The sequence below is a fragment of the Corallococcus sp. AB032C genome (assembly GCF_003668935.1).
GTDB lineage: Bacteria > Myxococcota > Myxococcia > Myxococcales > Myxococcaceae > Corallococcus > Corallococcus exiguus.
In genome coordinates, this window is record NZ_RAWP01000089.1 from 19,185 (window position 1) to 43,358 (window position 24,174).

Sequence of the window (24,174 nt, forward strand, 5' to 3'; positions counted from 1 at the left end):
GGCGCTCAGGGGCTTTCCGGCAACGCCGTCCACACGCCGCGGAAGCGCTTGAGCGCCGGATCCTTCTGGCGCTTGCACTCCACGCCGTCCACCTGCACGGTGCCGTCGTCGCTGAGCAGCAGGATGTCCTCCGACGTGTCGGGCGTGAAGAACGCCTCCGGGTTCACGCCGGACAGGTCCACCGATGTCACCGGCACCGGCGCGTCGTCTCCGCCCTTCCAGGTGAACATGCGCGACTTCGCCTCGGAGGCGGTGGCCCCCGCGATGATCAGGTAGCGCCCCCGCCACGACGACAGCGAGCGGATGCCCAGTCCGCCCAGCTCCAGCAGCCGGGGCTCACCGAAGCGCGCGGTCGCGCCGTCGCGCACCACCGCCTCCGGGTTCAAGAGCGGCACCACCAACGCCTTGCCCTGCGTCAGCGGGCTGCGGAAGCCAATCAGCATCCCGGGCGCGTCCAGCATCGCCGTCATGCCTTCGATGTTGAGCCCACCCGGCTCCTTGGGCGGCAGCGGCTCCGCCTGCGCGAGCCCGTAGGGCGCGAGCCGTGCATCCGCGAGCAGGTCCTCCAGGAGCTGCGTGTACGGCTGTCCGACGAGCTGCACGTGCTCAGGGTCTTCCACGCCGGTGGCGAAGAAGCGCAGGCGCGCGGGCTGCTTCTTGCCGGAGCTGTTGCGGCCGTGCGACGTGAGCCAGAAGGCCAGGTTGCCCAGCCGCGAGCCCGCTTCGATGTCCGTCTCCGGTGGCTTCTTCTTCGCCGGCAGGTCGAGCGACGGCGACAGGTCCACCGTGCGCAGCGGACGGCCTCCCTTCCGCGCATCGTAGACGCGCAGGATGTTGTCCTCGTCGTCCGCCACCACGAACAGGCCCTGGCCCAGCTCCACCGCGCCGGACGCATCACAGCTGCCTTCGAAGACGACCGTGTTCGCGGGCGCGGCGGTCAGCGCGTCGCGCCGCACGTTCGCCTCACGGGTGCCACAACCCGCAACCAGGACACATCCCCACAGGAGCCAGCGTTTCATGGCCCTTCTTCTCGCTGCTCGCACAGCGTCACACGCACCGGGAACCCGGAGGCCTCGCGTGAAATGTGTCGTATGCAACAAGACACACGGCGGATCCGACGCGCCCGGGGTTTGTAGAAATGGCATGGGGCTGTAGCTCACACCGCGAGGGTGGGTTTTCTTTCGGCAGGGGGAGGTGGGTGCTAAGAGCCTCAGGATGCAATGCCCCGACTCCGAACCTTCGTGGAGCCGGTCCGCGTGCGGCGCGGCCCTGCGACTCGCGCTCCTGGGCCTGCTGCTCACCACGGCAGCGGCCCACGCTCAACCAGACCCCTTCTCCCGAGGCTTCGACGCCGTCCCGGTGAAACCGACGGCCGCGCAGTCCAGCGGCATCGGCCTGGAAGGCGCCACCGTGGAACCGGTGGGCAGCTACCGGGGCGCTCTGCTCTTCGACTTCAACTGGCGCATCCTCGCGTTGAAGCTGGGCGACGAGAAGCTGGGGAACCTGCTGCCTTACCGGCTGGACGCGCACCTGCTGTTCTCCTACCAGCTGCTGGAGCGGTTGGAGCTGGGCGTGGACCTGCCCGTCACGCTCATCCAGGGCGACAACTTCTCGCTGCTGGGTGACGCGCTGAACGCGCCGGACTTCCCTGGCGCCGCGGGCGTCAGCGGCACCACGCTGGGCGACATCCGCGTGCTGCCGCGCGTGAGCCTGTTGAATCCGGACCGCTTCCCGGTGGGGCTCGCGCTGGTGGCGGAGGTGCGGCTGCCCACCGGCAGCGCGCAGAGCTTCACGGGTGAGAGCGGCGTGGTGTTCGCACCGCGCCTGGCCATTGAGAAGAAGCTGGGGCCCGTGCGCGTGCTGGGCAACGCGGGCGTGCTCGTGCGCCCCGCGGCGCAGTACCTCAACCTGCGCGTGGACGACGAGCTGACGCTGGGCGCGGGCGGCATCGTGGACCTGCCGGACATCAGCCGGCTGCGCGAGGTGAAGGCCACCGCGGAAATGCACCTGCGCACGCCGCTGGCGCGCCCCTTCAACTTCGACCAGGCGGATTCGCTCAAGACGCCGTGGGAGCTGCTGGTGGGCGCCCGCGCGAAGGTGTGGGGCGACTGGGGCGTGGAGTTGGACGTGGGCCGCGGCCTCAACGTCACCACCGGCTACGGCCGTGAGGCCCTTCGGGTCATGCTGGCGCTGCGCTACGACAAGACCTTCAAGGACGAGGGCCCGGACTCCGACGGTGACGGCGTGCCCGACGTGCGCGACCGCTGCCCCACGCAGCCCGAGGACAAGGACGACTTCGAGGACTTCGACGGCTGCCCGGATCCGGACAACGACGGCGACGGCGTGGCGGACGGCGAGGACGCGTGCCCCAACAAGCCCGGCCCCAAGGAGAACAAGGGCTGCCCGGTGGAGCCGGACAAGGACACCGACGGCGACGGCGTCATCGACCCGCTGGACAAGTGCCCGCTGGTCCCCGGCCTCAAGGACTTCGACGGCTGCCCGGACACGGACTTCGACGAGATTCCGGACGGCGAGGACGACTGCCCCGACGTGGCCGGTCCGCCGGAGAACAACGGCTGCCCGTACGACGCTCCGCCCTACGTGGTGGTGGAATCGGACCGCATCCGCATCAAGGGCAACATCCTCTTCGAGACGGGCTCCGCGGTCATCCAGAAGCAGTCGTACCCGCTGCTGGACGAGGTGGCGACGGTGCTCGCGAAGAACCCGACGCTGGGGCCCGTGCAGATTGAAGGGCACACGGACAACAAGGGTTCGCGCGCGCTCAACGTGGACCTGTCCAACCGGCGCGCGAAGTCGGTGCTCGAGTACCTGACGAAGAAGGGCATCGACCGCAAGCGCCTCACGTCGCAGGGCTTCGGGTTCGACCGGCCTATCGCCACCAACGACACGGCGCTCGGCCGCGCGAAGAACCGGCGCGTGGACTTCAAGCTGGTCAAGTCGGAGCTCGAATCCGGCCCGAAGGAGACCCTCGTCCCCCACGGCCAGCCGCCGCCGCCCGGCACCGAGCCGGTGCCCGGACCGGGCGCGCCTCCCGCGACTCCCGCGCCTGGCGCGGGCACACCGGCCGGCAAGAAGTAACGCGGACCCTTGGGACGGCCCGGCACCAGGGCCGTCCCAAATCGATACATTTGTTGTTTTGCGGGATGACTGAAGGCCCGGGGCAAAATGCCCCGCTTCGAGGCCTCGTCTCCCCACCCGCACGACGCGCTCTGTCGAGTGCGCTGCGTCGGAAATAATCGGGAATATCGCCGAGGGTCAGTTTCACCCAGTACCCCTCGCTGACCAGTTATTCTCGAAACATGAGGACATTTGAAACAGAAGGTAACGGCGCGGGGATGACCCCGGAGCAGAAGCGCGCGCGGCTGGCGGAGCTGCTGCGCGGCAAGGTCCGGCCCACGCATGCACCGGTGTCCTTCAGCCAGGAGCGCATGTGGTTCCAGGACCGCCTGAGCCCTGGCAGCGCCGCCTTCAACATCCCGGTCCGCGTGCGGTTCTCCGGCGTGCTGGACGTGGCCGTGCTGCACGCCAGCCTCCAGGCGCTGGTGCGGCGTCACGCGCCGCTGCGCACCACCTTCGTCGAACAGGACGGCCGGCCGCTGCAGCACATCGCGCCCGCGTTGGAGCTCGCGCTGCCCCTGGTGGACCTCCAGGCGCTGCCCGCCGCGGAGCGTGAGGCGGAGGCCATTCGGCTGATCACCGACGAGGCGCGCCAGCCGTTCGACCTGGAGAAGGGACCGCTGCTGCGCACCGTGCTGTATCGGCTGGATGCGCTGGAGCATGTGCTGCTGCTCAAGCTGCACCACATCATCACGGACGGTTGGTCCATGGGCGTGCTGGTGCGCGAGCTGAGCGCGCTGTACCCGGCGCTCGCGGAAGGCAAGACGTCACCGCTGGCCCCGCTGCCCATGCAGTACGCCGACTATGCGGCCTGGCAGCGTGAGTTCCTGCGCGGTGACGTGCTGGAGTCGCACCTGGGCTTCTGGCGTGAGCGGTTGGACCCAGACGCGGTGCTGGAGTTGCCCACCGACAGGCCCCGCCCCGCGGTCCTCTCCGGGCGCGGTGCGCGCATCAACGCGGTGCTGCCCGTCGCGCTCGTGGAGTCGCTGAAGGCGCTCGCGCTCGCGGAGGGCAACACGCTCTTCGGCGTGCTGCTCGCGGGCTTCCAGGTGCTGCTGTCGCGCTACAGCGGCCAGCAGGACGTGGTGGTGGGTACCTCCGTGGCCGGCCGTGGCCGCGCGGAGTTGGAAGGGCTCATCGGCCTGTTCACCAACTACCTGGCCTTCCGCACGGACCTGTCCGGACAGCCGTCCTTCCGCGAGCTGCTCGGCCGCGTGCGCGAGACGACGCTGGAGTCCTACGCGCACCAGGACGTGCCCTTCGAGAAGCTGGTGGACGCGCTGAAGCCGGAGCGCCAGCTGAGCGTGAATCCCCTCTTCCAGGTGGCGCTGACGCTGCAGAACGCGCCCCTGCCGCCGCTGCGATTGCCGGGGCTCATCCTGGACGCGCAGCCGGTGGACAACCGCACCAGCAAGACGGACCTGTCGCTCATCGCCATGGAGGTGCCGCAGGGCATGCGCCTCACGGCCGAGTACAACACGGACCTCTTCGACCCCGGTTCCATCCAGCGGCTGCTCGCGCACCTGCGCACGCTGCTGGAAGGAGTGGTCGCGGATCCGGGCCGGCGCGTCTCCGAGCTGCCCTTGATGGACTCGGCTGAGTCCATGCGGGTCCAGCGGGAGTGGGCCGGTGAAGCCGCGCCCTTCCCGGAGGACTGTTGCCTGCACACGCTCTTCGAAGCGCAGGCGCAGCGGACGCCCGAGGCCGTGGCCGTGCGGTTCCTGGGACAGGCGCTCATGTATGCGCAGCTGGATGCTCGCGCGAACCAGCTCGCGCATGCGCTGCGCCGCCGGGGTGTGGGAACAGAGGCCCGGGTGGCCTTGAGCGTGGAGCGCTCACTGGACGTCGCCGTGGGATTGCTTGGCATCCTCAAGGCGGGCGGTGCGTGGGTGCCCGTGGATCCGATGCTGCCTCGGGAGCGGCTGGCCTTCATGCTGGAGGACAGCGGCGCCTCCGTACTGGTGACGCAGGCTCCGCTGTTGGAGCGCTTCCCAGCGGGAGCGCGCTCCCGTGCGCTGTGCCTCGATGTGGAGCGGGACGGGCTCGCGGGGGAGAGCGTGCTGGCTCCGGACTCAGGCGTGGGGCCCCGGAATCTCGCTTACGTGCTCTACACCTCTGGCAGCACGGGCATGCCCAAGGGGACCGCCATCGAGCACCGTGGCGTGTGCAACCTGGTCGCGCATGAGGCCACGGCCTACGGCATCGGGCCGGGCAGCCGCGTCCTCCAGTTCGCCAGCCTCTCGTTCGACCTGTCGGTGGAGGAGATCTTCACCACGCTGTGCAGCGGGGCCACGTTGGTGCTGGCACCGCTGGAAGACCTGATGCCCGGCGAGCCGCTGCGCAAGCTGCTGCGCGACGAGGCCCTGACGGTCATCAGCCTCACGCCTGCGACGCTCGCGGCCACGGCCCCTGAAGGACTGCCCGCACTGCGGACCGTCATCTCCGGCGGTGAAGCGCTGCCTCCGGAAGTGGTGGCGCGGTGGGCTCCGGGCCGCGTGTTCATCAACACGTACGGCCCCACGGAAGCCACCGTCATGGCCACGCTCACCGAGTGCACGGCGGACGGGCGTGTGCCGTCCATCGGCCGACCGCTGGCCAACGTGCGCGCGTACGTCCTGGATGCCCGGGGCGGGCTCGTGCCCGTGGGAGTGAAGGGCGAGCTGCACCTGGGCGGCGTGGGCGTGGCGCGAGGCTATGCGGGCCGGTCCGCGCTGACGGCCGAGCGCTTCGTGCCGGATGCCTTCTCCGGTGATGCCGGGGCGCGGCTGTACCGCACGGGCGACGTGGTGCGCTGGCGCGAGGACGGCACGCTGGAGTTCGTGGGCCGGGCGGATGCGCAGGTGAAGGTGCGCGGCTTCCGCATCGAGCTGGGTGAGGTGGAGACCGCGCTGGCGAAGCTGCCTCCGGTACGGGACGCGGTGGTGGTGGCGCGCGAGGACGGGCCCGGCGGCAAGCGGCTGGTGGGCTACGTCGTGCTTCGCGACGGCGTTGACGCCAACGGCAGCGGGCTGCGGGCTGCCCTCAAGGACGCCCTGCCTGAGTACATGGTGCCGTCGGCCGTGGTGGTGCTGGCCACGCTCCCGCTCACGACCAACGGCAAGGTGGACCGCAAGGCGCTGCCGGCTCCGGACCTGGCGGGGGGTGATTCTCGGGAGTACGTGGCGCCTCGCACGCCCACCGAACAGCGCCTGGCGGGGCTGTGGCAGGAGCTGCTCGGCGTGACGCGCGTCGGGGCGAATGATCATTTCTTCGACCTGGGCGGCCATTCGCTGCTGGCCACGCAGGCGCTCAGCCGGATCCGTCAGGCGTTCTCGGTGGAGCTGCCCCTCCGGCGCCTGTTCGAAACTCCCACACTGGACGCCGTGGCCCGCCTCATCGACGAGGCGCTCGCGGGCAAGGGGCAGCCGGTCCCGGCACCGCCCAAGCCACAGGAGGCCCGTGCGCGGCCCGCGCCCACGGTTCCGCTGGAGGATGTCGCGCGCGAGTGGGCGGCCCATGCCTCCGCGCAGCCACGTGACACCGTGATGCCCTTCACGGCGGAGCTGCGCCAACGGGTGCTGGTGGAATGGAACGCGACGGCGACCGAGTACCCGCGCGACTCCACCCTTCCGGAAGTCTTCGAGCAGGTGGTGGCCCGCTTCCCGGAGAAGGTCGCCGTCGAGTTCGGAGATACGCGCCTCACGTACCGGCAACTGGATGAACGCGCCAATCGGCTTGCGTGGCATCTGCGCTCGCTGGGCGTGGACACGGATTCGCGTGTGGCCGTGGCACAGGAGCGCTCGCTGGAGCTGGTCGTCTCGCTTGTCGCCATCCTCAAGGCGGGCGCGGCCTACGTGCCGCTGGATCCGGCCTACCCACGCGCGCGTCTGGCCGCGATGGTGGAGGACGCACGGCCTCGCGTCCTCGTCACCTCTCGCGCGCTCCTGTCGAACCTGCCTCACGAGGAGCTGTTGCCCGTGGCGCTGGAGGAGCTGTCTCTCGACGTGATGCCTGCGCATGCGCCTCCTCGAAGCGCCCTGCCGCAGAGCCTTGCGTACATCGACTTCACCTCCGGCTCCACCGGCAGGCCCAAGGGTGTCGGCACGCCCCACGCCGCCGTACTCCGCACCCTCTTCGGCGTCGACTACACCCACTTCGGGCCCGACGAGACATTGTTGATGATGGCCCCCCTCGCCTTCGACGCCTCCACCTTCGAAGTCTGGGGCGCGCTGCTGCATGGCGCGAAGCTGGCCGTCTTCCCCGCGCACCCTCCAACGGATCCGCATGAACTGGAGCAGGTGCTGGTGCAGCACGGCGTGACGACGCTGTGGCTCACCATTGGCTTCTTCACCCAGCTGGTGGATTCACACCTGCCCGCGCTGCGCACACTGCGCCAGGTGCTCACGGGCGGTGACGTCATCTCCGCGTCCCACGTGCGCCGCGTGCTGGAGCAGTTGGGCATCCCCGTCAGCGCCTTCTATGGCCCGACGGAGACCACGGTCTTCGCCACCAGCCACCGCTTCACGCATGCCTCTCAGGTGGGCGCCTCCGTCCCGCTGGGCCGCCCGCACAGCAACATGCAGGTGTACGTGCTGGATGCCTCCGGCCAGCCCGTTCCTCCGGGCATCCAGGGCGAGCTGTTCATCGGTGGCGACGGACTCGCACGCGGCTACGTGGGCCAGCCCTCGCTCACCGCGGAGCGCTTCCTTCCCGACCCGTTCTCCTCCACTCCAGGCGCGCGCCTCTACCGTACCGGCGACCTCGGCCGCTGGCGTGAGGATGGCGTGCTGGAGTTCCTGGGCCGCGCGGACGCACAGGTGAAGGTGCGCGGTTTCCGCATCGAACTGCCCGAAATCGAAGCCGCCCTGCGCGCTCATCCCGAGGTGCGCGAGGCCGTCGTCATGGCCCGCGAGGACGTGCCCGGCGACAAGCGCCTCGTCGCCTACGTCGTCGCTCCTGAGTCCCTGGACGTGGCTGAACTGCGCGCGTTCCTCAAGCAGCGCCTGCCTGACTTCATGATGCCTTCGGCCATGGGGCGGCTGGATGCCCTGCCCCTCAACTCCAACGGCAAGGTGGACCGCAAGGCCCTCCCCGCTCCCTCCACCTTCCAGACTCGCGCACGGACGCGCCCGCCGCGCACGGACACGGAGCGGTTGCTCGCCACGCTCTGGGAAGAGGTTCTCCAGACGGGCACGGTCGGCGCCGAGGATAATTTCTTCGACCTGGGCGGCAACTCACTGAGCGCCACGCAGATCCTCTCGCGCATCCGGCGTGCGCTCCAGGCGGAGCTGTCCATCGCGAACTTCTTCGCGGCCCCCACCGTGGAAGCCATCGCCCGTCGTCTTGAGGCGCAAGGCCCGGTGCTCCCTGTCCTGGCCGTGCCCGCGCTCAAGCCAGTGCCACGCGACGGCGGCCTGCCCCTGTCCTTCGCCCAGCAGCGGTTGTGGTTCTTCGCGAAGCTGGAGCCCGCGAGCACCGCGTACAACCTCCCCTTCGTCATGCGGCTCGAAGGCACCCTCGATGTGCCCGCGCTCGCACGAGGCCTGAGAGAGCTGTCCCAGCGCCACGAATCCCTGCGCACCACCTTCCGTGAAGAGGCGTCAGGCCCCGTCCAGGTCATCAGCGCGTCCCCCACGCTGCCCGCGGGCTGGATGGACCTGAGCACGCTTCCTGATGCCGAGCGCGAGCTCAGCGCCATCCTCGACGAAGAGGCACGGCAGGTCTTCGACCTGGAAGCCGGCCCGCTCTGGCGCGTCCTCCTGGTGCGCATGAGCGCGCAGCACCACCTGCTGCTGCTCACCATGCACCACGTCATCTCCGACGCCTGGTCCATGGGCGTGCTCCTCCAGGAGTTGACCACGCTGTATGCCGCCCACGCGGAGCGCCGGACGCCGCAGCTCAAGCCGCTGCCCGTGCAGTACGCGGACTTCTCCGTCTGGCAGCGAGGCTGGCTGCGAGACGCGGCCCTGGAGTCCCAGCTCGGCTGGTGGCGCGAGCAACTCCACGGCGCGCCGAAGGCCCTGGAGCTGCCCACGGATCGGCCTCGTCCCGCGGCGCAGACCTTCCGCGGCGCGGTGGTGCCCTTCCAGTTCCCTCGCGAGCTGTCGGACGCGATGCAGGCGCTCTGCCGGAGCGAAGGCGTCACGCCCTCCATGGTGGTGCTGGCCGCGTTCCAGGTGCTGCTCTCTCGCTACAGCGGCCAGGAAGATGTCTCCGTGGGCTCGCCCATCGCGGGCCGGCACCATGCGGAGCTGGAGGGGCTCATCGGCTTCTTCGTCAACACGCTGGTGTTGCGCACGAAGCTGGACGGAGACCCGAGCTTCCGCGAGCTGCTCGCCCGCGTGCGCGCCGTGGCCCTGGGTGCGTACGCGCATCAGGACGTGCCCTTCGAGAAGCTGGTGGAGGCGCTCCGGCCAGAGCGTGACCCGCGCCGCACGCCCCTCTTCCAGGTGATGCTCGCGTATCAGAACGCGCCCATGCCGGAGACGCTGGGTACGGGCCTCAAGCTCCAGCCTCTGGAGCCTCGGGGCGGCACCGCGAAGTTCGAGCTCACCCTGGCGCTGAACGACACCGCCGACGGGCTGAAGGGCCTGCTCGAATACAACACCGACCTCTTCGACGCCTCGACCGCCAGCCGCATGGTGGGCCACCTGCGCGCGATGCTTGCCGGCGCCCTCCACGCACCGGAGCGCCGCCTCTCCGCGCTGCCCATGCTCACGCTCGAGGAGCGCGGGCTCCTGCTCCACTCGTGGAGCGAAACCGGCGCGGCCACGGCGGAGGATGCTTCCCTGCACCGGCTCCTCCAGACACAGGCCCGGCGCCATCCCGACGCGATCGCCGTCGAGCACGAGGGCCAGGTCCTGACCTGGGAGGAGGCTCACCACCGGGCCCGGGAGGTCCTCCGCGAGCTGCGCAGGCGCGGCGTGGTGGCCCTGCCTCCCGCGCCGCCTCTCGTGCCCGTGTCCCGCACGGGCCCGCTGCCCCTGTCCTTCGCCCAGCAGCGGCTGTGGCTCATTGATCAGCTGGAGCCGGGCAGCGCCGCCTACAACATCTTCCTGGCCCTGCGCGTGGAGGGCGCGCTGGACGTGTCCGCGTTGGAGCAGGCCTTCGCCGCGCTCATCGCCCGCCACGAATCCCTGCGCACCGTCTTCATCGCGAAGGAGGGCCAGCCCGCCCAGGTCATCCTCGCCGAAGTGCCGTTCGCCCTGGAGGTGGTGGAGCTGGGCGAGGTCTCCCGCGAAGCGCTGGACGAGCGGCTGCGTGAAGAGGCGCGGCGCCCGTTCGACCTGGAGCGGGGGCCACTGCTGCGCGTCTCGCTGTTGCGTCTGGGCGCAGGGGAGCACGTGCTGTGGCTGAACATGCACCACATCGTCTCCGACGGTTGGTCCATGGGCGTGCTCGTGCGGGAGCTGTCCGCGCTGTACGGCGCCCGGGTTTCGGGCCAGCCGTCGCCGCTGCCTCCCCTGCCGGTCCAGTACGCGGACCACGCGGCCTGGCAGCGCGACTGGTTGAAGGACGAGGTCCTGGATCACCACCTCGCGTACTGGCGCCGTCAGCTCTCCGGAGCGCCGCCACTGCTGGAGCTGCCCACCGACAAGCCGCGTCCGCGCGTCCTGTCTCCCCAGGGTTCGCAGGTGCCCGTGCAGCTGTCTGGAGCGCTGTCGGAGTCCCTCCAGGCGATGTGCCAACGCGAAGGCGTCACGCTCTTCATGGCCCTGGTGGCGGCATGGCAGGCGCTGCTCTCGCGCTACAGCGGACAGGAAGATGTCTCCGTGGGCTCGCCCATCGCGGGCCGCACGCACGAGGACACGGAGGGGCTCATCGGCTTCTTCGTCAACACGCTGGTGCTGCGCACGCGCGTCGATCCGAAGGCCACCTTCCGCCAGCTGCTGGCCCAGGTGCGCGCCACCACGCTCGCCGCCTACGAACACCAGGACGCGCCCTTCGAGAAGCTGGTGGAGGAGCTTCAGCCCAAGCGCAGCCTGAGCCACTCGCCGCTCTTCCAGGCCGTGCTCGCGCTGCAGAACGCTCCGACGCAGCCGCTGGTGCTGCCGAGCGGACCTGGTGTTTCGGAGCCGGTGCGGCTCCTGCCCCTGGAGCAGACCGAACAGACCACGCAGTTCGACCTCACCCTGGCCCTGGCACAGACCGCGCAAGGCCTGCGGGGCGCGCTCAGCTACCGCACGGACCTGTTCGAAGCCTCCACCGCCTCCCGGATGGTGGAGCACCTGCGCACGTTGCTGGAGGCCGTGGCAGCGAAGCCTGATCAGCCCCTGGGCGAGCTCTCCCTCCTCACCCGCGACGAGCGCCAGCGCATCCTCGTGGCGTGGAACGACACCGCCGTCACCAGCCCCACGGACATCCCCGTCCACGTCCACTTCGCCCGGCAGGCACAGCGCACGCCTCACGCGGTCGCGCTCGTGCTGGGGGATGATTCGCTGACGTATGCCCAACTGGACGCGCGCGCGAACCAACTGGCCTGGCACCTGCGCGCGCAGGGCATCGTCCCGGGTGCACGCGTCGGACTCGCCGTCGAGCGTTCCTTCGAGTTGGTGACGGCGATGCTCGCCATCCTCAAGTTGGGCGCGGCCTTCGTTCCCGTGGACCGCAACGCGCCCGTGGAGCGCACCGCGGCCCTGCTGGAGGACGCGGACGTCCGCGTGACGGTGACCCACCAGCCGTTCGCGCCGTTGCTGCCGGCCTCCGGCGGGCGTGTCTGGCTGGATGCGCAGCGGGACGTCATCGCCGCGTTGCCCACGCATGCACCCGACCTCCGCGTGGACGGCGAAGCCCTGGCGTACATCATGTTCACCTCTGGCAGCACCGGCCGCCCCAAGGGCGTCTGCGTGCCGCACCGGGGCATCACCCGGCTGGTGCTCGGCAGCACCTTCATGCGCTTCGGGCCCGACGAGGTCTGGATTCAGTTCGCGCCCGTTGCCTTCGACGCGTCCACGCTCGAAATCTGGGGCGCGCTGCTGCACGGCGCGAAGCTCGTCCTTCCGCCTCCGCATGCCCTGTCATTGGAGGAGCTGAGCGGACAGCTTCGCCGCCACCGCGTGACGTCGATGTTCCTCACGACCGCGCTCTTCGAGCAACTCGTCCTGCACCAGGGCGACGTCCTGGCGGAGGTGCGTCAGGTGCTCGCGGGCGGAGAGGTGATGCCCTGGCCCCGCATGCGCGACCACCTGGCCCGCCTCCCTGAAGGCGCGACGGTCATTCACGCCTATGGCCCCACGGAGAACACGACCTTCTCCACCACGCTGCCCCTGAACCGCGACGCGCGAGTGGAGGGCCCTGTGTCCATCGGCCGTCCCATCCCGAACGCCACCGCGTATGTGCTGGATGCGAACCTGCAACCGGTGCCCGTGGGCATCGCCGGTGAGGTGTACGTGGGCGGCAAGGGCCTGACCTGGGGCTACCTGAACCGTCCCGAGCTGACCGCCGAGCGCTTCGTCCCCCATCCCTTCGCGTCCACTCCGGGCGAGCGCATCTACCGCACGGGAGACAAGGCTCGCTGGCTTGCGGACGGCACGCTCGACTTCCTGGGCCGGGTCGACTTCCAGGTGAAGGTGCGCGGCTTCCGCATCGAGCTGGGGGAAATCGAAGCGGCGCTGCGACAGGTGGAGGCGGTGAAGGAAGCCATCGTGGTGGCGCGGGGTGAGACCACGGAGAAGCAGCTCGTCGCGTACGTGGCGCCGAAGGCTGGCGAGACGCTGGACGTGGACGCCCTGAAGGCACACCTGCGGCAGCGGCTGCCGGAGGCCATGGTGCCCGGCGTGGTCGTGGTGCTGGAGGCGCTGCCGCTCAACGTCAACGGCAAGGTGGACCGCAAGGCATTGCCGGAACCGGAAGCGCCGACGGCCAGCAGCACGTACGAAGCGCCTCGCACGGAGCTGGAAGCGAAGCTGGCGGCCATCTGGGCCCAGGTGCTGCGCGTGCCCCGCGTGGGCGCGAAGGATGACTTCTTCGCGCTGGGTGGGCACTCGTTGCTCGCGACGCAGGTGGTGTCGCGGGTGCGCGCGGAGACGGGCGCGGAGCTTCCGCTGCGCACGCTGTTCGAAGCCCCCACCGTGGAGGCGCTGGCCTCACGCATCGAAGCCGCCTCACGTGCTCAGCAGGGCGCACGGCGTCCACCGTTGGTGCCCGTTCCTCGCAGCGGTCCACTGCCGCTGTCCTTCGCGCAGCAGCGGCTGTGGTTCCTCGACCGGCTCAACCCGGAGAGCGTCCACTACAACGTCCCTGCCGCCTTGCGGCTCGACGGGCCCCTGGATGCGGAGGCGCTGGCGCAAGGCCTCCAGGCGCTCGTCCAGCGCCATGAAGCCCTGCGCACCACGTTCCACGCGCGCGAGGACGGCGAGCCCGTCCAGCACCCGCACGCGCACGCGGAGCTGTCCATGGCCCAGGTGGACCTGAGTCACCTGCCAGAGGCGGAGCAGGACGCGGAGGCCCGGCGACGGGCCCTGGAGGAAGCGCTCCTCCCGTTCGACCTGACGCGCGCGCCACTGATGCGCGCCACCCTGATGCGCCTGTCCGCGCGACGCCACGTGTTGCTCGTCACGCTGCATCACATCGTCTCGGATGGCTGGTCCAATCGCGTCCTCGTCGAGGAGTTGAGGGCGCTCCATGCCGCGTTCTCGCGAGGCGAGCCCTCGCCCCTGCCACCGCTGACGCTCCAGTACGCGGACTACGCGACCTGGCAACGGGGTTGGCTCCAGGGCGAGGTGCTGGAACAGCAACTGGGGTGGTGGAAGCAGCAGCTCGACGGCGTGCCGCATGCGCTGGAGCTGCCCACGGACAAGCCTCGTCCGGCCGTGCAAACCTACCGTGGCGCGCAGGTGTCCGTGCGGCTGTCACAGGCTGCCACGCGGGGACTCAAGGCCCTCTGCCAGCAGGAGGTCACCACGCCGTTCATGGCGCTGCTCGCGCTCTGGCAGGTCCTGCTGGCTCTGTACTCGGGACAGGAGGACTTCGCCGTTGGCTCGCCCATCGCGGGCCGTGAACAGGGGGAGTTGGAGGGACTCGTCGGATTCTTCGTGAACACGCTGGCGCTGCGGGCGCGGGTGGACCGCCGCGGCTCGTTCCGGCAGTTGCTGCGCCGGGTGAAGGAGGTGGCGCTGGGCGCGTATGCCCACCAGGACCTGCCCTTCGAACGGTTGGTGGAAGCGTTGAGGCCCGCGCGAGACCCGAGCCGCGCGCCGCTGTTCCAGGTGCTCTTCACGTCGCGGGACGGTGCTCCGCCCGCACCGGCTGGAGAGGAGCTGACGCTGCGCCCGTTGGACGTGGAGGAGACCACGTCCAAGTTCGACCTGGAGTTGAGCCTGATGGAGTCACCCGAGGGCTTCACGGGAGCGCTGGTCTACAACACCGCCCTGCTCGAGCCGCGCACGGCCGCGCGCATGGCGGAGCACCTCCGCACGCTGGCGGAAGCGCTCGTGGCCCGACCGGAGGCGCCCCTGGCTTCCATGTCCCTGCTGACGGAGGGAGAGCGTCAGCGCGTGTTGGTGGAATGGAACGCGACGGCGACCGAATACCCGCGCGACTCCACCCTTCCGGAAGTCTTCGAGCAGGTGGTGGCCCGCTTCCCGGAGAAGGTCGCCGTCGAGTTCGGCGATACGCGCCTCACCTACCGGCAGCTGGATGAACGCGCCAATCGGCTTGCGTGGCATCTGCGCTCGCTGGGCGTGGCCACGGATGCGCGCGTCGCCGTGGCCCTGGAGCGTTCTCTGGAGCTGGTCGTCTCGCTCGTCGCCATCCTCAAGGCGGGCGCGGCCTACGTGCCGCTGGATCCGGCCTACCCGCGCGCGCGTCTGGCCGCGATGGTGGAAGATGCTCAGCCTCGCGTCCTCCTCACGTCGCGTGCGCTCCTGCCGAATCTGCCTCACGAGCACCTGTTGCCCGTAGTGCTGGAGGAAGTGTCCCTCGACACGCTGCCCGCGCATGCGCCTCCACGAAGCGCTTTGCCGCAGAGCCTTGCGTACATCGACTTCACCTCCGGCTCCACCGGCAGGCCCAAGGGTGTCGGCACGCCTCACGCCGCTGTACTCCGCACCCTCTTCGGCGTCGACTACGCACGCTTCGGGCCCGACGAGACACTGCTGATGATGGCGCCCCTCGCCTTCGATGCCTCCACCTTCGAGGTCTGGGGCGCGCTGCTGCATGGCGCGAAGCTGGCCGTCTTCCCCGCGCATCCTCCGACGGATCCTCATGAACTGGAGCGCGTGCTCGTGCACCACGGCGTGACGACGCTGTGGCTCACCGTGGGCCTCTTCACCCAGTTGGTGGATACGAATCTGCCCGCACTGCGCTCCCTGCGCCAGGTGCTCACGGGCGGTGACGTCATCTCCGCGTCCCATGTGCGTCGCGTGCTGGAGCAACTCCACATCCCCGTCACCGCCTGCTATGGCCCGACGGAGACCACGGTCTTCGCCACCAGCCACCGGTGCACGCAGGCCTCCCAGGTGGGCGCCTCCACCCCGCTGGGCCGCCCGCACAGCAACATGCAGGTGTACGTGATGGATGCCTCCGGCCAGCCCGTTCCTCCGGGCATCCTGGGCGAGCTGTTCATCGGTGGCGACGGACTCGCACGCGGCTACGTGGGCCAGCCCGCGCTCACCGCGGAGCGCTTCATTCCCGATCCGTTCTCCTCCACCCCCGGCGCACGCCTCTATCGCACTGGAGACCTCGGCCGCTGGCGTGAGGACGGCGTGCTGGAGTTCCTGGGCCGCGCGGATGCGCAGGTGAAGGTGCGCGGCTTCCGCATCGAACTGGCGGAGATCGAGGCCGCGCTCCTCGCCCACCCAGCGGTGCGGAGCGCTGTCGTCATGGCCCGCGAGGACGTGCCCGGCGACAAGCGCCTCGTCGCCTATGCCGCGCCCGAAACCCTGGACGTGGCCGAACTGCGCACGTTCCTCAAGCAGCGGCTGCCCGACTACTCGGTGCCTTCCACCCTGGTGTGTCTGGAAGTCCTGCCCCTCACCGCCAACGGCAAGGTCGACCGCAAGGCCCTCCCCGCGCCCGAGTCCGCGACCTCCGCGTCCGGAAGTGACGTCGCGCCCCGAACGCCCCTGGAGGAGCAGCTGGCCTGGTCCTTCGCGGAGGTGCTGCGCGTGCCTCGCGTCAGCATCACCGACAACTTCTTCGAGCTGGGCGGTCACTCCCTGCTGGCCCTGCGGCTGATCGCCTCCATCCGCGTGCACACCGGGCACCTGGTTCCCATGGCGGCCCTCTTCCAACACGGCACCGTCGAGCAACTGGCGCTGCGGATCCAACAGGAGACCACCCCGCTTCCCGCCAACCTCGTGCGACTGAAAGCGGGCGCCGCCGAGAAGCGGCCCCTCTTCCTCGTCCACGGCGGAGGAGGAGGCGTGCTGGGCTACTCCGAGCTCGTCCGCCAGTTGGGCAACGACCGGCCCGTCTACGGACTGTCCGCGTCGGGCCTGGAGGGCGGCGCCCTTCCTCCCGCATCCGTCGAGACACTGGCGCGCGATTACCTGAGCCAGCTGCGCACCGTGCAGCCGCAGGGGCCGTATCTGCTGGGTGGCTGGTCCTTCGGCGGGCTCGTCGCGATGGAGATGGCGCGTCAGCTCCAGGCCCTGGGTGAAGTGGTGGAGCTGCTGGCCCTGATGGACTCCACCGTGCCCACGCCCCAGCCGCGTCCGGAAGCCGACCCGCTCGGACTGCTGGCGCTCGTCGGGCGGACGCTCGGCCTGCGCTGGCAGGACCTGTCCCTGGACCTGGAGCAACTGCGGCGCATGGAGCCGCGCGAACGGCTCACGTACGTCCTGGAGCAGCTCAAGGGCGGCAACCTGGGCCTGGACCTGGAGAGCGCCGAGCGCCTCTTCGAAATGCACACGCGGTTCTACGAAGCCCAGCGCTTCTACGTGCCTGACGGTGGCTACTCAGGCCCCACGCTCGTCTTCCGGGCCACCGCGGGACAGCGTGACGCCGACGAGCCCGCATGGCGCACGTGGCTCACGGGGCCTGTCACTTCGTACGACGTGCCGGGAGACCACTACACGATGCTGAGCGCGCCCCACGCATCGTCCGTGGCGGAGCAGCTCCTCCACCACCTGCGGGCGCTGTAGCGCGAGGGAGGGCGGGCCCGGACGCGCGGGCCCGCTTCCTCAATCCGCCGAGCCGGGCTCCAAGCCCAGTGCTTCGCTCGCGAAGCGAGCCATGCGCTCAATCAGCCGCGCCTTGTCGTCCAGGACGCTGCGACCGGACCGGTCCGACATGGACTCCAGCCGCTCACCACAGCGCAGGTCCAGGCAGACGATCACACCCACCCTGCGCTTCGAGTCGACATCCGTGGTGATGAGACCCACCTCCGCCACGGTGGGCGTCCGGCACCAGTCACACATCTTGGGCGCAAGGGTCGGGTCTCCGTGCTGATCCCTGCGGAAGGCGATACCCGTGGGCTGCTTGCTCCCCGGCGCGACGAACACCAGGAAGACGCGCACCCCGTACGGATCCACCCACGAAAGGTAGTCCCGCACGAAGAGCGGGAGCTGGGTGCCCTTGGGCAGTTCGACGTGCTTGCGATCCCTGGAACGGAAGGCTCGCAGCAACTCTTTCTCTGACTCGATTCGGAACATGGCGTGCTCTTACGGACTGCCTTCGAGAACATCCTGAACGTGCGTCAGCCTGATTTTGTCCAACCCTTGCGGACACTGGGTTGAAATCACCACCGCATGCCAGCTTGGTGGGCACTCGCGTTCCGAGGACCCCCCATGCACCTTCCCATGCGGCTCCTGCTGGCCCTGCTGTTCCTGGGGCCTGGAGTCATCGCCTGTGGTGATGATGCTTCGCCCACCCACAACACGCCCCCCACCCTCACTGGCCCCACCGTGCAGGCATCGAGCGTGACCTCCGGCACGCCCGTCACCATGACGCTGGAGGCGTCGGATGCGGACGGAGATGCGCTCACCTACGCCTGGACACAGGTGCCTGCCTCACCGGCGGGAACCTTCGACAACTCCTCCGCGCCCCAGCCCTCCTGGACCGCGCCCGACGTGGCCAGTGCCCAGAGCTTCACGCTGAAGGTGACCGTGAGCGACGGCAAGGGAGGCTCCGTCGAGGGCGCCATCGACGTCTCCGTGCGGAAGACCAACCAGTCACCCGCCGTGAGCGCCACCATCGCGCCGGCGTCGCTGGTGGCCGGAGCGACCGGAACCTTCTCTGTCACCGCGAGCGACCCGGACGGGGATCCGCTGACGTACACATGGACGCAACTCACTCCGGGCACGCCTGGCACCTGGGTGGGCGGCACCACCGGCTCGAGCGCGCAGTGGTACTCGCCCGTCGTGGCCACGGAGACCGAGTTCACCTTCTCCGTGAGCGTCACGGACGGCGTGGGCCCGCCCGTGGTGCGGAACGTCACCCTGCCCGTGTCGGTGCCCCGCTACGGCGCGGACGTCCAGTCCGTGTGGAGCTCCGTGGAGTGCACGACCTGCCACGGCAAGGCCGGCAACCTGAGCCTCGCGGCGGCCAGCAGCCACGCGAGCCTGGTCAACGTCACCGCCAAGGCTTGCGGCGGCATGCTCCGGCGCGTCACGCCCGGCGACCCGGACAACTCGGCGCTCGTGCGGAAGATGGAGGGCACGGCGTGCGGAGACCGCATGCCCACGGGCAAGCCGGAGTACTTCGATCAGCACCCGGGCATGAACGTCCTGGTCCGCTCGTGGATCCTCGCGGGCGCGGCCAACGACTGACGCACGGCGGGCTCGCGCCCGTTCCAGCCGGGGCATAGGCTCGCGGTCGTGGCCGCGAACCCGCCCCTGCTGGACGACATGGTGCTCTTCGCGGAGGTGGTGGCGACGGCCAGCATCACCTCCGCGGCGGAGCGCCTGGGCCTGCGCAAGTCCACGGTGAGCCGCCGTCTGGCCGCCCTGGAGGAGCGCCTGGGCATCCGGCTGCTCGAGCGCAACACGCGCAGGCTCCGCCTCACCGAAGCGGGCCGCGAATACCACGCGCACTGCGCACGGCTCGTCGCCGAGGCCCGCGAGGTGAACGCGGCGGTGAGCGAGTCGCGCGGCACGCCCCAGGGCACGCTGCGCATCGCCACCCTGTCGCTGCTGGGCGAACTGCTCACGCCCGTCATCGCGGAGCTGCTCCTGCACCATCCCCGGCTGCGCGTGGAGGTGTCACTCGCGCAGACGCACGTGGACCTCATCGCGGAGGAGTACGACCTGGCGCTGCGCACCGGGCCGCTCGCGGATTCGTCGCTGATGGCGCGCAGGCTCGGGCGCCTGCGCACGGGCTACTACGCCAGCCCGCACTACCTCAGCCGCCACGGCACGCCCCGGACGCCCGAAGCGCTGACGACCCACGAGTGCATCCTCCTGGCCGAGTCCGGCACCGACGAGGTGTGGTTCTTCGGCGAAGGCCGGAGCGCGCGCACCGTGCCGGTGACGGGCCGCCTGCGCGTGCCGAGCGAGCGCGCGGGCCAGGCTGCGGCGCGAGCAGGACTGGGCATCGTCCGGCTCGCGGCGTCGCTGGTGGCGGACGACGTGCGCGCGGGGCTGCTCGTCCCGGTGCTCGAAACCGACACGCCCCCGGGCCTGCCCATCTTCGCCGTCTACCCGAGCAGCCGGCAGCTGCCCCTCAAGGTGCGCGCCTTCCTCAAGCTCCTGTCCGCGCGAGGCGCCGCGCTCCCGTGGCAGGAGGAATAGGGGGCTCCTGGCGGAACAATGCGTCCCGCCGGGGGCGCTCGTCGTCACACCCGCCCGCGATTACATCCCGTGGACACGAGGCGCGGCCCCACGAGTGGCCCGCGCCCTTCACGCAAGGATGGGACCCATGGCTGGCGACGTCATCGAGCTGGGAGACGCGGAGTTCCAACGCGAGGTGCTGGAGTCGGAGGAACCGGTGCTGGTGGACTTCACCGCCACCTGGTGCCCGCCGTGCCGGGTCCTCGCGCCGGTCATCGACTCGCTGGCCGCCGAGTACAAGGGCCGGATGAAGATGGCCAAGCTCAACGTGGACGACCACCCGAGGACGCCCGAGCAGTACGGCATCCGGGCCATGCCCACCCTGCTGTTCTTCAAGGGCGGGAAGGTGGTGAAGCAGGTGGTGGGCGCCGTGCCCAGGGCGAAGCTGGAGGAGGCCGTGCGCCAGGTGCTCTGACGCTCAGCCCACGTCGCCGGACGGCGCCCGGTTGCCCAGGCGCGACTCCACGAAGCTCCGGGTCGCGCTGAGCGCCGCTTCGATGCCGTCCGCGCGCGAGCCGCCGCCCCAGGCCACCTCCGGCGAGCCGCCGCCCTTTCCCTCCACGCAGGGCGCCGCCTGGGCCATGAGCTGGCCCGCGTCCATGCCCACGCGGAGAAGCGCGTCGCTCGCGATCGTCACCAGCACCACCTTGTCGCCGCGCGTGGCGGTGAGCACCACGCCCATGACTCCCACCAGCTCCCGCCGCAGCGCCTCCACCAGCGCCTTGAGGTGCGGCGCCGGCACTTCGCCCAGGTGCGCGGCGACGAGCTTCGTGTAGAAGCCCCAGCACGTCGCGTCCTGGAGCAGCTGCCGGGCCTGCTCCGCGGGAGGCACGCTCGCGGTCGCCACGGCCTGCGAGGGCTTGCGGCGCGCCTCCTGCTCCAGCCGCGTCAGGCGCTCACGCAAGGCCACCACGCGGCGCATGGGCTGCGGCCAGTTGTGCAGGGTCTCCGACAGCGGCGAAAGCGCGCGCAGCCGGGCCTCGCCCTCCAGCCGGGCGGCGGACTCCAGCGAGGTCTCCAGCGCGTCCACCTGCTCGCGCAGCGCCCGGGCCGCTTCGCGCGGCGTCTGGCCCGTGGGCGGCGTGAAGGGCAGCGTCAGCGGTCCGAAGCCGACGATGCCGTCGCCATCAATCTTGCGCAGCATCGCGTTCGCCGCGGGCCGCACGCCGCCGTTGACGTAGCGCTGCAGCGTGCGCCACGCGTACTGGCGAAAGCCCGACAGGTGCTTCACGGAGTACGCGGTCCAGCGGGGCACCGGCTGCGAACCGCGCAGGCTCTTGAACGGATCCGCGCCCGGCCCCAGCTCGAGGGTGAGCCCCACCTCCAGCGCGTCCTGCATCAGCCGGTGCACGAGCCCGCGGTACAGACCCAACTCCTGCGGCAGCGACAGGTCATAGCCGAACAGCGGGGACCAGACCGTGTCGTCACTGAGGTGCGTGGCATAGAAGCCGTCCACGCGTCCGTCCTTCACCGCGAGCCAGTACTGGAAGAGGCCCGCGCGCAGCGTCCACGCGAACCACTCCTCCGTGAAGTCGAGCGTGGAGTGGTACTTGTCCGCGTTGAGCGACCGGTACAGCTCCCGCAGCCGGGGCGCGCAATCCGGCATCTCCCGCCCATCCACGATGCGGTAGCCCGCGGCCTCCAGGAGCCGCCCGTCGCGGCGCCGGTTCTCACGCACCTGCCGGCTGACCTCGTGCGTGGGCAGCGTCATGCGCGTGTGCGACCCGTAGACGAAGCCGTAGTCCCGCGCGGCCAGCGTGTTGAGCAGGGGCGACGCGTTCGCCGGGTTGATGGCGGGGAACACGATGGCGTGTCCGGGGAACTGCTCCACCAGGAAGGCGGTGAGGCGCTCCACCTGCGCCTCGTCCAGGCTCACGCTCAGGTTGCGCAGCACCAGCCAGTGGTCCACGTAGACGCACTTGTCGATGCGCGCCGCCTTCAACATCCCGCCCAGCGTCCGCATGGCCCCGCGCATCACCACCGCGCGCGCCGCGCCGTACGTCTCCGCCGTCACGGCCGCCACCGGCAGGCCGATGTAGCGCACCCACAACGAATGCAGCGGGGAGTTGCCGTACTCCGCATCGTTGATGGCCAGCGGGATGCGCAGGTCATCCATCGCCAGCAGCCGCAGGGTGGTGCGGTCGGAGATGAAGGCGGTGCTGCCGCGCTTCATCAGCGGGACGAAGTAGTCGCGCGCGAGACGCGCTTGCGGCGTCTCCGGCCACGTGCACGCGTCGACCGTGTCCGCGTCATAGAGGGTCATGCCCTCCACTCTAGCGCTTGAGTGCGCGCTCGATGCGGCGGCGCAGTCCGTCCTCGGACAGCATGCCGCGCTGCGCGTCGATGACCTTCCCGTTCCGGTCCAGGAAGTAGAGCGTGGGCAGCGCATTCACCTGGAATGCGCGCGCCACGTCGTCGTCCGCGTACACCACGTACGGGCGCAGGTCCGGCTGGAAGCGCTGGAGGAAGTAGTCCACCTCCTGCGACGCCGTGGAGCCCTCGTCCCGGCTGGCCGCCACGAAGACGAGCCCCTGGGACTCGTACTCCTTGGCCAGCTTCACCAGGGACGGCATCTCCTCGCGGCACGGCGGACACCACGTGGCCCAGAAGTCGAGCATCACCACGCTCCCCTTCAGGTCCGACAGCGCGAGCGAGCCGCCCTCGTGCTTCGTCAGCTGGAAGGACGGCGGCGACGCCCCGTCAGGCACCAGCCGCGCACGCTGCGCCTCGCGCACGCCCAGGAACGCCAGCGCCGCCAACCCCAGCACCGCCACCACGGACAGCGCCGTCTTGGCCTTGTCCCCGCGCGCGCCCGGCGGCCGCGTCCCTTCCGTCCCAGCCTGCTGTGTCATCCGCGTTCCTTCCGTGTCAGGCGGCCGTGCACCCGCGTCAGGGCCCAGCGCACCCCGGCCCGCACCCGCGGTCGGCGCACCACCCACGCCGCCAGCGGAGGGCCCCAATAATAATACCCGTCGATGAACCCCTGGCCGAGCCGGCTCTTCCGGAGCACGTCATCGCGGTAGGCCCGGAACGCCACCAGCTCCGGCGCGCCCTCGCCAAAGGCCGCCGTCACCACGAAGCACGACGACGCGGGGCTCACCCACATCAGCTTGCCGTTGGTGAGGTTCACCACGACCTTCAACTCCCGCTGCTCCGTGTAGAGGAAGGCCAGCAGGTCGCGCCGCGCGGCCGGGAACTCCTGTCCGCCCGCCTCCTCGAAGTCGATGCGCGTGCTGACGGTGCTGCCCACTTCATCCACCGTGAAGCGGTAGCGCTTGGAGCTGCGCCGGTGCTCCACCTCCAGGCCCTTCAATTCGCCGAAGTAGGCCAGGAAGGGCACCCGGCACGCCGGGCAGACGAAGCGGTGGTAGGCGTGCGTCGGGACGAAGGCGTAGTCCCCCAGGCGCTTGCAGCCCGTGTTGGGGCACACCAGCTTCACGGTCGCCTGGGCCGCGTTGCGCGGGTCGTAGCGCGACAGGCCGGAGTCCTTGTCGAACACCGGCGGAGGCCGCGGCGGCTGGCCCACCATCTGACGCGTGGGGTGCGCGGCGCGCTCCAGTTCCTGGGCCTTTCGCCACGCCAGCTCCGCCGCCTCCAGCCGGCCGTCCGCGGTGTGCACCAGCGCCTCCGCGTGCGCGCGCAGGGCCGCCACCAGCCGGTCCACCAGCGGCGACACCGCTGGCTCGCGCGCCACCGCGAAGGCCTCCGCCAGCACCCGCTCCATCTCCGGCAGCAGCGCCTGGGCCGCCTTGCGCGACGGGTCCTCCGCCCGCCGGTACACCGGGGGCTCCGGAAGTTTCGCGAACAACGCCGAGGCCTGGGCCCGCACGCGCTCCAGCGCCGCGTCCCCCCGCCCCACGTCCAATCCCGCCGCCCGCGTCTGGGCGGCCCTGATGAGTTCTTCGGGCTGCAAGGGCGTGGACCTTAGGGGCCCCCAGGCCCCCTGTCAGCGACTGAGGAGCGACAGGTCAGGAAACTCGCCATGTGCCCGGGGTCGATGTAAGACGACGTAGGAGGATGTGAATCATGGGCGTGTTGAAGTTCCTGGTCTGGACGACCTGCGCTGTGGGTCTGGGCGTCTTCCTGGCGCGGGGCAACGTGGACGGCCGGTCCCCGCTGGAGCAGATGGAGCGCACCTGGAAGCGCACCGTGAACCCCTCCACCCTGGACAAGGTGAAGGGCAGCGTGGGGGACGCGCTGGACGACGCGAAGGGCGCCGTGTCCCAGAAGTCCGCCAACGCGGCGGGCCCGCGCGAGCGCATCACCGCCGAGGACCGGGCGGCCATCAACGACATCATCGCCAAGAAGAAGCTGTCTCTTATACACATCTGACGCTGCCGACGAATAG

General features: G+C 70.3%; 10 protein-coding genes. 5 read left to right on the forward strand and 5 right to left on the reverse strand.

Annotated features, from left to right (window positions below; all coding sequences use genetic code 11):
• Window positions 1-5: 5 nt before the first annotated feature.
• Window positions 6-1,019, reverse strand: a complete 1,014-nt coding sequence (locus tag D7X99_RS30875) for a DUF3616 domain-containing protein (protein WP_121780906.1) — start codon at window positions 1,017-1,019, stop codon at window positions 6-8.
• A 196-nt stretch (window positions 1,020-1,215) separates the two neighbouring features.
• On the opposite strand from D7X99_RS30875, the gene D7X99_RS30880 reads away from it, so the two are divergent.
• The gene (locus D7X99_RS30880) at window positions 1,216-3,099 is read left to right on the forward strand and encodes an OmpA family protein (protein WP_121780907.1); all 1,884 of its coding nucleotides are present in this window, start codon (window positions 1,216-1,218) and stop codon (window positions 3,097-3,099) included.
• 257 nt (window positions 3,100-3,356) lie between these two features.
• Window positions 3,357-17,201, forward strand: coding sequence for an amino acid adenylation domain-containing protein (locus D7X99_RS30885; protein WP_158627094.1), 13,845 nt, complete (start codon window positions 3,357-3,359; stop codon window positions 17,199-17,201).
• A gap of 39 nt (window positions 17,202-17,240) precedes the next feature.
• Here D7X99_RS30885 and D7X99_RS30890 read toward each other — a convergent pair whose 3' ends face one another.
• Complete coding sequence (locus tag D7X99_RS30890; RefSeq protein WP_121780909.1) at window positions 17,241-17,711, reverse strand: FBP domain-containing protein; 471 nt, start codon at window positions 17,709-17,711, stop codon at window positions 17,241-17,243.
• Window positions 17,712-17,846: 135 nt separating this feature from the next.
• On the opposite strand from D7X99_RS30890, the gene D7X99_RS30895 reads away from it, so the two are divergent.
• The 3 genes from D7X99_RS30895 to trxA all read left to right on the forward strand — a co-directional run bounded on the left by D7X99_RS30895 (window position 17,847) and on the right by trxA (window position 20,241).
• Complete coding sequence (locus D7X99_RS30895; protein WP_121780910.1) at window positions 17,847-18,827, forward strand: Ig-like domain-containing protein; 981 nt, start codon at window positions 17,847-17,849, stop codon at window positions 18,825-18,827.
• A gap of 48 nt (window positions 18,828-18,875) precedes the next feature.
• The gene (locus D7X99_RS30900) at window positions 18,876-19,787 is read left to right on the forward strand and encodes a LysR family transcriptional regulator (RefSeq protein WP_121760225.1); all 912 of its coding nucleotides are present in this window, start codon (window positions 18,876-18,878) and stop codon (window positions 19,785-19,787) included.
• 127 nt (window positions 19,788-19,914) lie between these two features.
• Window positions 19,915-20,241, forward strand: a complete 327-nt coding sequence (gene trxA, locus D7X99_RS30905) for a thioredoxin (protein ID WP_120568223.1) — start codon at window positions 19,915-19,917, stop codon at window positions 20,239-20,241.
• Window positions 20,242-20,244: 3 nt separating this feature from the next.
• Here trxA and D7X99_RS30910 read toward each other — a convergent pair whose 3' ends face one another.
• Genes D7X99_RS30910 through D7X99_RS30920 form a run of 3 tightly spaced genes read right to left on the reverse strand, consistent with a single transcriptional unit; the run spans window position 20,245 to window position 23,739 of the window.
• Window positions 20,245-22,089, reverse strand: coding sequence for a GNAT family N-acetyltransferase (locus tag D7X99_RS30910; protein ID WP_158627095.1), 1,845 nt, complete (start codon window positions 22,087-22,089; stop codon window positions 20,245-20,247).
• Window positions 22,090-22,099: 10 nt separating this feature from the next.
• Window positions 22,100-22,678 (reverse strand): TlpA disulfide reductase family protein, encoded by a 579-nt coding sequence (locus tag D7X99_RS30915; RefSeq protein ID WP_169824675.1) that lies wholly within the window; start codon window positions 22,676-22,678, stop codon window positions 22,100-22,102.
• Entirely contained in the window at window positions 22,675-23,739 is a 1,065-nt protein-coding gene (locus D7X99_RS30920; protein WP_121780912.1) for a CFI-box-CTERM domain-containing protein, read from the reverse strand. Before D7X99_RS30920 ends, D7X99_RS30915 begins: the two co-directional genes overlap by 4 nt.
• Between the last annotated feature and the right edge of the window lie 435 nt (window positions 23,740-24,174).